Source organism: Pseudomonas sp. MDT2-39-1, from assembly GCF_054898085.1.
This window is the reverse complement of the sequence record NZ_CM142716.1, coordinates 3,508,394-3,521,524: the sequence shown is the minus strand read 5'-3', so window position 1 is coordinate 3,521,524 and position 13,131 is coordinate 3,508,394. Positions and strand designations below refer to the sequence as shown.

At 61.0% G+C, this 13,131-nt stretch carries 11 protein-coding genes; 7 read left to right on the top strand and 4 right to left on the bottom strand.

Annotated elements, in window-relative coordinates:
- Positions 1 to 67 precede the first annotated feature (67 nt).
- The 4 genes from ACYZTM_RS16735 to ACYZTM_RS16720 all read right to left on the bottom strand — a co-directional run bounded on the left by ACYZTM_RS16735 (position 68) and on the right by ACYZTM_RS16720 (position 5,724).
- Positions 68 to 280, bottom strand: a complete 213-nt coding sequence (locus ACYZTM_RS16735; protein ID WP_131061311.1) for a hypothetical protein — start codon at positions 278 to 280, stop codon at positions 68 to 70.
- 245 nt (positions 281 to 525) lie between these two features.
- Positions 526 to 1,632, bottom strand: coding sequence for an agmatine deiminase (aguA, locus tag ACYZTM_RS16730; RefSeq protein ID WP_461983554.1), 1,107 nt, complete (start codon positions 1,630 to 1,632; stop codon positions 526 to 528).
- A gap of 4 nt (positions 1,633 to 1,636) precedes the next feature.
- Positions 1,637 to 2,515 (bottom strand): N-carbamoylputrescine amidase, encoded by an 879-nt coding sequence (aguB, locus tag ACYZTM_RS16725; protein WP_461983552.1) that lies wholly within the window; start codon positions 2,513 to 2,515, stop codon positions 1,637 to 1,639.
- Between the two features lie 296 nt (positions 2,516 to 2,811).
- Entirely contained in the window at positions 2,812 to 5,724 is a 2,913-nt protein-coding gene (locus tag ACYZTM_RS16720; protein ID WP_461983550.1) for an aminotransferase, read from the bottom strand.
- Positions 5,725 to 5,899: 175 nt separating this feature from the next.
- Between ACYZTM_RS16720 and rfbB the strand changes: the two genes are divergently transcribed.
- The 7 genes from rfbB to ACYZTM_RS16685 are packed head-to-tail and all read left to right on the top strand — an operon-like array spanning position 5,900 to position 12,994.
- On the top strand, positions 5,900 to 6,982 hold the full coding sequence (gene rfbB / locus ACYZTM_RS16715; protein WP_461983548.1) for a dTDP-glucose 4,6-dehydratase: 1,083 nt from the start codon (positions 5,900 to 5,902) through the stop codon (positions 6,980 to 6,982).
- On the top strand, positions 6,979 to 7,854 hold the full coding sequence (rfbA, locus tag ACYZTM_RS16710) for a glucose-1-phosphate thymidylyltransferase RfbA (protein ID WP_461983546.1): 876 nt from the start codon (positions 6,979 to 6,981) through the stop codon (positions 7,852 to 7,854). Before rfbB ends, rfbA begins: the two co-directional genes overlap by 4 nt.
- Positions 7,851 to 8,396 carry a dTDP-4-dehydrorhamnose 3,5-epimerase gene (gene rfbC / locus ACYZTM_RS16705; protein ID WP_461983544.1) on the top strand — a complete coding sequence of 182 codons (546 nt, stop codon included), beginning with the start codon at positions 7,851 to 7,853 and terminating at the stop codon, positions 8,394 to 8,396. The genes rfbA and rfbC overlap by 4 nt, the downstream gene beginning before the upstream one ends.
- Positions 8,393 to 9,262: a dTDP-4-dehydrorhamnose reductase gene (gene rfbD, locus ACYZTM_RS16700; RefSeq protein WP_461983542.1), complete on the top strand. Its 870-nt coding sequence runs from the start codon at positions 8,393 to 8,395 to the stop codon at positions 9,260 to 9,262. Before rfbC ends, rfbD begins: the two co-directional genes overlap by 4 nt.
- A gap of 36 nt (positions 9,263 to 9,298) precedes the next feature.
- Complete coding sequence (locus ACYZTM_RS16695; protein ID WP_131063294.1) at positions 9,299 to 11,107, top strand: sensor histidine kinase; 1,809 nt, start codon at positions 9,299 to 9,301, stop codon at positions 11,105 to 11,107.
- Positions 11,104 to 12,498, top strand: coding sequence for a sigma-54-dependent transcriptional regulator (locus ACYZTM_RS16690; protein WP_131063293.1), 1,395 nt, complete (start codon positions 11,104 to 11,106; stop codon positions 12,496 to 12,498). Before ACYZTM_RS16695 ends, ACYZTM_RS16690 begins: the two co-directional genes overlap by 4 nt.
- A 40-nt stretch (positions 12,499 to 12,538) precedes the next feature.
- Positions 12,539 to 12,994, top strand: a complete 456-nt coding sequence (locus tag ACYZTM_RS16685) for a YiiD C-terminal domain-containing protein (protein WP_131063292.1) — start codon at positions 12,539 to 12,541, stop codon at positions 12,992 to 12,994.
- The last annotated feature ends 137 nt before the right edge of the window (positions 12,995 to 13,131 follow it).

Below are 13,131 nucleotides of genomic sequence, written 5' to 3'. Positions count from 1 at the left end.
AAACCATCACCCATAAAAAAGCGCCGCCATCCCGGCAGCGCTTTTATCAATCCTTTGTTTTTTCTTCTTATCCTTCCATCACATCCCACAACGCTTCCAGTTCCGCCTCGCTGAACAAACCAGCGGGGTAACGCTCGATCATCATCCGGCGCGGATCAGGTTCTCTGATCTGACGCGTTCCATTGGACTTCAACCAGTGCGCCAGGACCTGGAGCGATTCGCTATTGACTGCCAGGGGATGCAACGCCCGCTCGCTCACTACGTTCACTTCGGCGATCATTTCAGCGCTCTCTCCTGGTTCGTGAGCGGCTAACTTATCCAAGGTTTATGACAGAACATCGCAGTCCTCCCCCTCCCTGTTTTACACCTTGAGAGATACAAGAGCTGTGCCAATGTTTCTCAAGTGTCGACAAGCGGATACAAAGAAGCCCGCAGTCCTTTGGGGCTGCGGGCTTCTTGATTAACGGCGGGGATAAACTTGAGCCTCAGTGATTTTTCAACCGGTTCAGGCTGTTACAACCCCACTCACTCCTTGTGCGGCGCCGGTTGCTGTTGGGTAAGGCAGTGGATGTTGCCGCCTCCCAGTAACAGTTCGCGGCCCGGCACCATCACCACTTCGTGCTGCGGGAACAGACCCTGCAAAATCTCTTTCGCCGGACCGTCCAGCGGGTCGTCGAAACTCGGCGCGATAATGCCGCCATTGACGATCAGGAAGTTCACGTAGGAGCCGGCCAGACGAACGGTCGGATTACGCTCCTGAGTACCGTCCACCGGATCCACGCCAGCGCACTCTTCCTCGGTCGCATACAGCGGCCCCGGGATCGGCATCTTGTGCACCGTGAATGGGCGACCCTTGGCATCGGTGCTGATTTCCAGCACCTTCATTGCCGCCTGGCAGCGCGGGTAGTTCGGGTCCTGCGGATCATCGGTCCAGGCCAGCAATACTTCACCCGGACGCACATAGCAGCAGAAGTTATCCACATGGCCGTCGGTTTCGTCGTTGAACAATCCGTCCGGCAGCCAGATGATTTTATCCACCGCCAGGTTGGCGCTGAGCACCGCTTCGATTTCCCCACGGTTCATGTGTGGGTTGCGATTGCGGTTGAGCAGGCATTCTTCGGTGGTGATCAGGGTGCCTTCACCATCGACGTGGATCGAACCGCCCTCGAGCACGAAACCTTCGGTGCGGTAGCGCTGGTTGCGCTCGATCTCGAGGATCTTGCCGCCGACTTGTGAGTCGCGATTCCACGGCGAATACAGACCACCGTCGAAACCGCCCCACGAATTGAAGTCCCAGTTCACACCACGGACTTCGCCGCTGTTATTGATGACGAACGTCGGACCCGTGTCGCGAACCCAGGCGTCATCGCTGGACATCTCGACCACCCGAATATTCGGCACGTCGAGACGGGCACGGGCGTTTTCGTATTGGCCGGCGGAGACCGCCACGGTCACCGGTTCAAAACGGGCGATGGCTTTTGCCACGGCCACGTGCGCGGCTTGCGCGGGTTTGCCGCCCAGGCGCCAGTTGTCCGGGCGCTCTGGCCAGATCATCCAGGTTTGGGTTTGTGGCGCCCACTCGGCGGGCATGTAGAAGCCGTCGGCGCGCGGGGTGCTGTTTAAAGTGGTCATGCGATCAGGACTCCAGGGAACCGTCGAGGGTTTTGATCGCATTGTATAGGTTCGGGCGACGATCGCGGAACGAACCCCACGCGCTGCGAATGTGCTCCAGTTCGTCGAGGTCGAAGCTCTGCACCAGCACACCTTCTTCGGTTTTATCGAGTTCCTGGACCTTCTCGCCGAACTGGTTGGCGATGAACGACGAGCCGTAGAACGTGATGTCGTAGCCGTCCTGTTCTTCGTTGCCGATGCGGTTGCTGGCAATCAGCGGCATCAGGTTGGCGCCGGCATGGCCTTGTTGCACACGTTGCCAGTGGTTACGGGACGAAATGGTTTTGTCGTGCGGCTCGCTGCCGATGGCGGTCGGGTAGAACAGGATTTCCGCACCCAGCAACGCCATGCTGCGGGCGCACTCCGGGAACCACTGGTCCCAGCAGATGCCCACGCCGATTTTCGCGTAGCGGGTGTTCCAGACTTTGAAGCCGGTGTCGCCCGGGTTGAAGTAATACTTTTCGTGGTAGCCAGGGCCGTCCGGGATGTGGCTTTTACGATAAATCCCGAGGTTGCTGCCGTCGGCATCGATGATCGCGATGCTGTTGAAACGCGCGCGGCCGGCCAGCTCATAGAAGCTGATCGGCAGCACCACTTGCAGTTCCTTGGCGACTTTCTGGAAGTGCTTGATGGCGACGTTGTCTTCGACCGTCGTGGCCAGTTGCAGGTAATCCGCGTTCGGCTTCTGGCAGAAGTACGGTGCCTCGAACAGTTCCTGGATCAGGATGATCTGCGCGCCTTTGGCCGCGGCCTCACGGACCAGTTTCTCAGCGGTCTCGAGGTTGGCTTCAAGGTCCCAGGAACAGGCCATCTGGGTGGCGGCGACGGTAACGATACGACTCATGAATCATCTCCGGGCAAGTGCTGTGGGTCGAGGGTGGAATCGACCGATGACAGAAACGGGAAGCACGGGCGCAGTGATTAACGCCGTGAGCAATGGCGACTTTATAGCCGATAAAAATCGGCTTTAAAAGCTATTAATCTTCCATCTGTCTATTTTTAAGCAATTAAACCCGATAACAATCGACATTCTTGAGGACGCCTTCGCGGGCAAGCCTCGCTCCTACAGGTGATGCGACAACGTTTAAATCGCGCAATTTCTGTAGGAGCGAGGCTTGCCCGCGAAGGCGATCTCAAGCCTTACAACCCTTCATCCAACACCTTCGCCAGCATGTCGACAAAGAAATCCACACTCCGCCGCGAGGTCACCATCGGCGGTTTGATCTTGAGCACGTTCAAATAATCCCCCGTCGGCTGCATGAAAATCCCCAACTCCCGCAACCGATCACACAGCGCCGTGGTTTCTTCGGTCGCCGGTTCAAGGGTGTCCCGGTTGCGGATCAGCTCGACACCCAGGTAGAAGCCGGAACCATGCACCGCGCCCAACAGCGGATGAATATCGATCAGCGCTTCAAGCCGCTCCTTGAAATAGCCACCCACGACCTGGGCGTTTTCCCAGAGCTTTTCTTCTTCCATCACATCCAGCACCGCCATGCCGATCTGGCAACTCACCGGGCTGCCCCCCGCCGACGAGAAGAAATAACCCTCGGCCTCCAGCGCTTCGGCGATTTCCCGGCGGGTGATCACCGCGCCCAGCGGCTGGCCGTTGCCCATGCCTTTGGCCATGGTGATGATGTCCGGCACCACGCCCTGCTCTTCGAAACCCCAGAAAAAGTTGCCCATGCGCCCGTAACCGACCTGAACTTCGTCGGCGATACACACGCCGCCCTGCGCGCGAACCAGCGCATAGACCTGTTTCAGATAACCCGGTGGCAGCGAGATCCCGCCGGCATTGCCGTACACCGGTTCGCAGATGAAACCGGCCAACTGGCGTTTCTGTTCAGCGATTTTCGCCAGGTTGTGTTCGACGCTGCGCACGTAGTCCGGCGCGCTGTCGAGCCCACGGAATTCGCCGCGATAGATATTCGGCGCGGTCACCGGATGCACCCAATCGGGACGGCTGCTCAAGGCTTTCGGATTATCGGCAATCGACGTCGAGACCGCGTCCGCGCCCACCGTCCAGCCGTGATAGGCCTCCAGCACGCTGAGCATGTCGCGACCGCCGCTGTAAGCCCATGCCAGACGAATCGCCAAGTCATTGGCCTCGCTGCCGCTGTTGACCAGGAACACCCGGTCCATGCCCTTCGGCGACAACTTCAGCAAGCGCTCGGAAAACTCGGCCACCGCGGCGTAGTTGAAACGCGAGTTGGTGTTGAGCAACGACCACTGACGGCTGGCCACCGCCGACATGCGCGGATGACCGTGGCCAAGCACCGCGACGTTGTTGAGCATGTCGAGGTAGGAACGGCCCTGCATGTCGATCAGGTGATTGCGCCAGCCGCGCTCGATGCGCGGCGGGTCGACGTAATAGTGCTTCTGGGTCCGCGCGAAACTGGCGTCGCGGCGCGCCAGCAATGTCTGCGAATCGAGTTCTGCTTCAGCATCGCAAGCCAGCCCCAGCAACGCCGCCGGTGATGGGCACAACGCTTGCCAGGCCAGTGCGCGAGACGGCGTGCAAAACAACGGCGCATTGAACGAAGCGCCTCGGCACAACTGCACAATCAACGGCCCGCTGACCGCACCCAGCACCTGACCTTTGACCAACGCTGCGCCGGTGTGCAGCGACGGCGTCACGCCCCACAACCGCACGCTCAATTGCGGACCGTCCAGTTGCAGAACCCCCACCGCCGGCTGATGAACCACACCGGCAAACGGCGATTCGACCGCCGTGCCGTTTGGCACGCGCAACTCCACGTGCAACGGGCACGTGTCGGGCTCGGCGGCGCGGTCCGGTCGGGTGCGGGACAAACGATATTGGCCATACCGACTGGCCGCCAGACCGTGAGCCGCCGCTGCTTCAGTCAGCAAGCGCTGATCAACGCCCTCCTGCTCCCAGTTACCGACTTCAAAATGCGGGCTCAGCACGCCCAGATCGATCAAGGCAAATTCACGCCCCACCAGGCTCGGCAGCAACGGCGCGAAACCTTCGCTACCAATGCTCGGCAGTGTCTGGCCGACGCACGTCAAAATCGCCGCTTCCATCAATTCCAGCGGCAGCGACGTAGCAACGCGGAAGATCTCCCACTCGTGGGTCAGGTTGTCGCGGCTGTATTCATTACCCGGATCAATGCTGACTTGCTGTTCGCCACTGAGCACCAGCACCGCCGCACGCGCGACGATCAGCGGCCACAGCGCCAGCAGCTCTTCGTGGGTTAGCGGATTGACGGCGTGATAAGCCTGAACCGCCGGCAAGATATAGAACGGATCGCCACCGGCGTGATGCAGCAACGCCGCGCAGGTGACCGAAAGATCGGTAATGCGCCAGGTGCGGATCAAGTCGCCGAAATCGATCACGCCCTGCAACTGCCACTGGCGCTGCGAGTCCCGCTGCCAGACCACGTTGTCGTCGGTGATGTCCATGTGAATCGCCTGCACCGGCAATTTATCCACCAGCGGCTGCAAATGCCGCTCGGCCCGTTCGGCCGCCTCGGCGATCGACCGGCGTTGCGCGTCATCCTTGATGACTGGCAGCAAATGGCCAATCAGCGCGTTGGCGTGGCGGGCGTCCCATTGCAGTGTGCGCTCAAGGCCCGGATGCTCGAATGCGGCCAGCGCCAGGTCCATTTCGCCGCAGAGCCGACCGAAACCGGCCACCACCGAACCGGGCAGATGATCGAGGTGCGTCAGCGACTGGCCTTCGATGTAATCGAGCAGGCGCACATGCAGGGCCTGCCCACCGACTTCCAGCGTGAGCAGGTCTGCACCACTCTTGGAGGGAATCACTCGCGGCACATGCACGCCGGAGTGTTCCCCCAACTGCTTGAGCCCGGCATGCTGGGCTTGCAGCTCCAGCGCCGAATAGTCGCCCCGGCAGATTTTCAGGACGAAACGCCCCCGGTCGCTGTCGACCCGAAAGTTGAGGTCCTGCTGGCTGCCCAGAGCGTGTAATTTTCCACTCAGCCCGTAATGCCCCTCCAGCAGCTCTAGTGCTTGCTCCGCAGACACTTGCGGGCTGGGCAAACTGGCGCGGTGAATCAACGTGGCAAGTGGCATACAACGACCCCTGAAATTTTATTAGGCGCTTATATCGCCACTGCATCGGCCGATAATCAACCCCCGTCGGCGCGGCAAAAGCCAAATACGACCAACAACCCTCTTGCACCGCCCTGCTCCTGCCGACAAGCTATGCTCATTCGCTTTATCGTCTTACAGAAAAAGGCTGGCCAACATGCGTATTCTCATCACCGGCGGTGCCGGTTTCATTGGCTCTGCCCTGATTCGCCACCTGATTCGGCATACTGAGCATGAAGTGCTCAATCTGGACAAACTGACCTACGCCGGTAATCTCGAGTCGCTGACCAGCATTGCCACCGACACCCGCTACGAGTTCGTCCAGGCCGATATCGTCGACCAGGCAGCCGTGAGCGCGGTACTGGCACGTTTTCAGCCTCACGCGATCATGCACCTGGCGGCGGAATCCCACGTCGACCGTTCCATCGACGGTCCGTCGGATTTCATTCAGACCAATATTGTCGGCACCTACAGCCTGCTGGAGGCCACTCGCGCTTACTGGCAGACGCTGGCCGAGCCGGAAAAAAGCGCTTTCCGCTTCCATCACATCTCCACCGACGAGGTCTATGGCGACCTGCACGGCGTCGATGATCTGTTTACCGAAACCACGCCCTACGCGCCGAGCTCACCGTATTCCGCGAGCAAAGCGGCGTCCGACCATCTGGTCCGCGCCTGGCAGCGTACTTATGGCCTGCCGGTGCTGCTGACCAATTGCTCGAACAATTACGGGCCGTTCCACTTCCCCGAAAAATTGATCCCGCTGGTGATCCTCAACGCCTTGGCCAGCAAGCCGCTGCCTGTTTACGGAAATGGCTTGCAAGTGCGCGACTGGCTGTTTGTCGAAGATCACGCCCGGGCGTTGCTCAAAGTGGTCACCGAAGGCGTGGTCGGCGAGACCTACAACATTGGCGGTCACAACGAGCAAAAGAACATCGACGTGGTGCGTGGCATCTGCGCACTGCTTGAAGAACTGGCGCCGAACAAGCCTGAAGGCGTGGCGCAATTCGCTGACCTCATTACCTTCGTCCAGGACCGTCCGGGCCACGACCTGCGTTACGCGATCGACGCCAGCAAGATCGAGCGCGAACTGGGTTGGGTGCCTGAAGAAACGTTCGAAACCGGCCTGCGCAGAACCGTTCAGTGGTACCTGGACAACCTTGAGTGGTGCCGCCGTGTTCAGGACGGCAGCTATCAGGGCGAACGCCTGGGCGCCATCAATACCAAGGAGCTGCTCGCATGATGAAAGGCATTGTTTTGGCCGGTGGCTCCGGCACGCGCCTGCACCCGATCACCCTCGGCGTCTCCAAACAGCTGTTGCCGGTGTACGACAAACCGATGATCTACTACCCGATTTCGGTCCTGATGCTGGCCGGCATCAAAGATATTTTGCTGATCTCCACGCCTCAGGATCTGCCGCAGTACCGCAACCTGCTGGGTGACGGCAGCCAGTTCGGCGTCACCTTCAGCTACGCCGAACAGCCGTCGCCAGACGGTTTGGCGCAGGCCTTTCTGATTGGCGAAGAGTTTGTTGGTGATGACCCGGTGTGCCTGATCCTTGGCGACAATATCTTCCATGGTCAGCACTTTGGCGAGCAGTTGAAGAACGCCGCAAAACGCCCCTCCGGCGCTACCGTGTTCGGCTATTGGGTCAAGGATCCGGAGCGCTTCGGCGTGATCGATTTCGACAGCGAAGGCCGTGCCTTGTCGATCGAAGAGAAGCCGAAAAAACCGAAATCCAGCTATGCCGTGACCGGCCTGTATTTCTACGACAACGATGTGATCGACATCGCCAAAGCCGTGAAGCCCTCACCACGCGGCGAGCTGGAAATCACCGACGTCAACAACGCTTACCTCAAGCGCGGTGACCTGCAGGTCGAGCGCTTCGGTCGCGGTTTTGCCTGGCTCGACACCGGCACCCACGACAGCTTGCTTGAAGCCTCGCAGTACGTGCAGACCATCGAGCATCGCCAAGGCCTGAAAGTCGCCTGCCTCGAAGAAATTGCCTACGAAAATGGCTGGATCAGCCGCGAGCTGTTGCTGGAGCGCGCCAGCTATTTCGGCAAGACCGGTTATGGTCAGTACCTGTTTAAGCTGGCCGGGGAAGAACAATGAATGTGATTGAAACCGCTCTGCCCGGCGTGCTGATCATCGAGCCCAAGGTCTTCGGCGACGAGCGCGGTTTTTTCTACGAAAGCTTCAATGCCAAGGCGTTTGAAGAAGCGACAGGCCTGGACACGCAATTCGTTCAGGACAACCACTCCCGCTCGCAGAAAGGCGTGCTGCGGGGCCTGCACTATCAGCTGGAAAATACCCAAGGGAAACTGGTGCGGGTGACCGTCGGTGAAGTGCTCGACGTCGCGGTGGACATCCGTCGCAGCTCGCCGAATTTCGGTCAGTGGGAAGCGGTGCGCCTGTCCGCAGAAAACTGCCGCCAACTCTGGGTGCCGGAAGGGTTTGCCCATGGGTTCGTGGTGCTAAGCGATTTCGCCGAGTTTCTCTACAAGACCACCGACTATTACGCGCCGTCCGCCGAGCGTTGCATTCGCTGGGACGATCCGACGCTCGCCATCGACTGGCAACTGGATGAAGCGCCCAAGCTGTCGGCCAAGGATCAAAACGGCAAACGCCTTAAAGAGGCTGATCTGTTTCCATGAGAATTCTTATCAGCGGTCAGAACGGTCAGGTTTCGCGTGAATTGCAGCGCCGCTTGGCCTCCCTTGGCGAGTTGGTGGTATTGGGGCGCGATCGACTCGATCTGGCTCAACCGCAGCAGATTCGCCAGCAAGTGCAACGAGTTCGCCCGGACCTGATCATCAACGCGGCGGCTCACACAGCGGTCGATCAAGCTGAAAGCGAGCCGGAGCTGGCGTTTGCCATCAACGCGACCGGCCCGGGCGTTTTGGCCGGAGAAGCGTTGGCGCTGGGTATCCCGCTGATTCACTACTCCACCGATTACGTGTTCGACGGCAGCAAGAACGAGCCGTACAACGAAGCCGACGCGCCGAACCCGCTTGGCGTTTACGGCAAAAGCAAACTGGCCGGCGAGCAAGCGATTACCGAGGTACAAGACCAGCATCTGATCCTGCGCACCAGTTGGGTCTACTCGACCCACGGCCGTAATTTCCTGCTGACCATGCAACGCCTGCTGCAAGAAAAACCGGAGATGCGCATTGTCGCAGACCAGATTGGCGCGCCAACCTGGGCCGGCACGATTGCCAGCAGCACCCTGGCACTGATCGAGCGGTGGCAAGCGGGACAGGCCGGTGCCTGGGGCATTTATCACCTGACCGCTCAGGGCGAAACCTCCTGGTTCGGTTTCGCCCAGGCCATCGGCGAAGCGCTGCGGGAACAGGGCAAGCCTTGCGCAAACCTGCTGCCGATCCCCTCCAGCGACTATCCGACACCGGCCGTTCGGCCACTGAACTCGCGCCTGGATTGCAGTCGCCTGCAACGCGAATGGGGCGTCAGTCAGCCTGACTGGCAAACCGCGCTGCGCGAGTGTCTTGCCGAGCAAGCCTAGGCATAATGCGCCTGTACCCACAGGCGCCCGATGCTCATGACTCCGACCCTCCCCCGCAGACCCCGCTGGCGCAGCCTCGCACTGCTTGCGCTGTGCCTGGCGCCGTTGCTGTGGCCGCTGGAGCATCTGGCTGAGCGTTATTACCGCAGCGAGCTGGCCGGGCAGAACCGTCAGACCCTCGACCTTTACGTCGCCAACCTGCTGGGCACGCTGCACCGTTATGAAGTGCTGCCGCAGATCCTCGGCGATCTGCCAGCCCTTCGCGCGGTACTCGGGGCACCGGACGACAGCGTCACCCAGGGCAATGCCAATCGCCTGCTGAAGAACATCAGCGCCCAGACCGGCGCCGAAGTCATGTACCTGATGGACACCACGGGCAAGACCCTCGCAGCATCCAACTGGGACAAACACGACAGTTTTGTCGGCCGCAATTTTTCCTTCCGGCCGTATTTCAGCGAAGCCATGGCCGGGCGGCTCGGACGCTTTTTCGGCTTGGGGACGACCTCGGCCAAACGCGGCTATTTCTTCGCCGCCGCCGTGCGCAACGGCGAGAAAATCATCGGCGTGCTGGTGGTCAAGGTCGACCTGGACCACACCGAAAGCCTCTGGGGCAAAACCCCGGAACAATTGCTGCTGACGGACCATAACGGCGTGGTCATCCTCACTTCGCGACCTGAGTGGCGGTTCCGTTCGACCCGCCCCTTGAGCGAAGCCGAAAGCACAGCGATCACCGCGATTCAGCCGTATCCGACCCGCGATCCGAAACCGTTGAAGCTCAATCCCAACGCCTGGCTGACCCAAACTCAGCAGATCGCGGAAACCGGCTGGAACGTCAGCATCCTCGCCCCACGCACCCTGATCGACCGCCCGGTGCGCACCGTCGTCGCCATTGGCGGCGCGACGTTGCTGGTCTTGATGCTGCTGCTCGGCCTGATGATGCAGCGCCGCCGCCACTACCTCGAACGCATCGCCTTCGAGGCCAAGGCCAGGCGCGAGCTGGAAGGCCGGGTCGCCGAACGGACCAGCGACCTCGAAGGCCTCAACCGTCGACTGAAACAGGAAGTGCTGGAGCGCGAACACGCCCAGCAGGAACTGGTGCGCGCCCAGGACGACCTGGTGCAGGCCGGCAAGTTATCGGCGCTGGGGACGATGTCCGCGAGCATCAGCCACGAATTGAATCAACCGCTCGCCGCCATTCGCAGCTACGCGGAAAACGCCGAAGTGCTGCTCGATCATCAGCGCACCGACGACGCCCGCGGCAACCTCAAATTGATCAGCGAGCTGACCGGGCGCATGGCGTCGATCATCGCCCACCTGCGCGCCTTCGCCCGGCGCGATCGCCATGCGCCGGAAAGCGTCGCCCTGCAACCGGCGCTGGATGACGCGTTGGCGTTGCTGGCCAAGCGGCGGCGCAGCATGGAAGTCGAGTTGATCCGCGATTTACCGGCTGCCACGTTGTGGGTAGAGGCGGGGGAAACCCGTCTGCGTCAGGTGCTCGGCAACCTGCTGGCCAACGCCCTCGACGCGCTGACCGAAAAAGGCCCGCCGCGTAAACTCTGGTTAAGTGCCCAATCCACGGCGGACGGCGTCACTCTGTACATTCGCGACAACGGCCCCGGCTTTTGCATGGAAGCCCTTGGTCGCGCCAGCGAGCCCTTCTACACCACCAAGACCCGCACCCAGGGGCTTGGCCTGGGGCTGGCGATTTGCGAAACCCTGATGCGCGCCTTCGGGGGTGAACTGTCGTTCGCCAACCACAAGGAAGGCGGCGCCCTGATTACCCTGAAGCTGCGCGCAGGCGCACCGGGTGTGAGCCTGCAACCGTCCGAGGACCGAAGTGCATGACCATCGACAACCGCATCCAGGTCGTGCTGATCGACGACGATCCCCATCTGCGCCAGGCCTTGAGCCAGACGCTGGACCTGGCGGGCCTGAAAATCCTGCCACTGGCCGAAGCCAAGGGCCTGGCCGGGCAACTGGAACGCGACTGGCCGGGCGTGGTCGTCAGCGATATCCGTATGCCAGGCATGGACGGCCTCGAACTGCTGACCGAACTGCATGCCCAGGACTCGGATCTGCCGGTGCTGCTGATCACCGGCCACGGCGATGTGCCGCTGGCCGTCCAGGCCATGCGTGCCGGGGCTTATGACTTTCTGGAAAAGCCCTTCGCCAGTGACGCGCTGCTCGACAGCGTGCGCCGCGCCTTGGCCTTGCGCCGCTTGGTGCTGGACAACCGCAGCCTGCGTCTGGCCCTGAGCGATCGCAATGAACTGAGCACCCGACTGGTCGGCCAATCGGCGCCAATGCTGCGCTTGCGCGAGCAAATTGGCGCGCTGGCGGCGACCAAGGCCGACGTGCTGATCCTCGGCGAAACCGGTGCCGGCAAAGAAGTCGTGGCCCGGGCGCTGCACGATTTGTCGAGCCGCCGCAGCGGTCCGTTCGTGGCGATCAACGCCGGGGCATTGGCCGAGTCGGTGGTGGAAAGCGAGTTGTTCGGTCACGAGCCGGGGGCGTTCACCGGCGCGCAAAAGCGCCGCATCGGCAAGTTCGAATTCGCCAACGGCGGCACCTTGTTCCTCGATGAAATCGAAAGCATGAGCCTGGACGTGCAGGTAAAACTGCTGCGGTTGCTGCAAGAGCGCGTCGTCGAGCGTTTGGGCGGCAATCAGCTGATCCCGCTGGACATCCGCATCATCGCCGCAACCAAGGAAGACCTGCGCCAGTCCGCCGATCAGGGGCGCTTCCGTGCCGACTTGTATTACCGCCTGAACGTCGCGCCGCTGCGCATTCCGCCGCTGCGTGAGCGCGGCGAAGATGCGCTGATGCTGTTCCAGCATTTTGCCGACGAAGCCAGCGCCCGCCACGGCTTGCCGCCCCATGTACTGCAACCGGGGCAGCGCGCCCTGCTGCTGCGCCACACCTGGCCGGGCAACGTGCGGGAACTGCAAAACGCTGCCGAACGCTTTGCCCTGGGCCTGGAACTGGCCCTGGATAACAACACCCCTGAGGGCGCTGCCGGCATGACGGTCGATGTGTTCAGCGGCGGCCTGAGCGAGCAAGTGGAAAACTTCGAGAAGAGCCTGATCGCTGCCGAACTGACGCGCCCTCACAGCTCCGTGCGCAGCCTCGCCGAAGCCCTCGGCATTCCGCGCAAGACCTTGCACGACAAACTGCGAAAACATGGCCTGAACTTCGCCGACGGTGGCGCCAGCAGCCACACCGACGAACTCGATTGAGCTACTGTCCAATCAACATCTTCAAAAAAGAGACCCGTGAATGAGCCGCGACCGTCGCCACCTGGAATCAGTCCTCCATCACGATATTCCGCTGACGCGGGACATGGGCCTCAAAGTACTCGACTGGCACGACCAGCAACTGCGCCTGCACTTGCCGCTGGAAGCCAACGTCAATCACAAAAGCACCATGTTCGGCGGCAGCCTGTATTGCGGCGCTGTGCTGGCCGGTTGGGGCTGGCTGCATTTGCGTTTGCGTGAAGAAGGGGTGGAAGGCGGGCACATCGTTATTCATGAAGGGCACATCACTTACCCGCTGCCGGTGACCATGGACGCGATCGCGATATGTCAGGCGCCAAGCGCGGTGGTGTGGAAGAAGTTTTTGGCGACGTATCAGCGGTATGGACGGGCGAGGCTGGCGTTGCACTCGCGGATCGTCAATGCCGATAGCGATGACGATGCGGTGAGGTTTACCGGGCAGTACGTCCTCCACCGCTAAACCTGCGTAGCCACAAAACCTGTGGGAGCGGGCTTGCTCGCGAAGGGGTCATCAGCTTCAACATCAATGTTGACTGATACACCGCTTTCGCGAGCAAGCCCGCTCCCACATTGGTTTCACTCAGCTGGTTTGTTTTG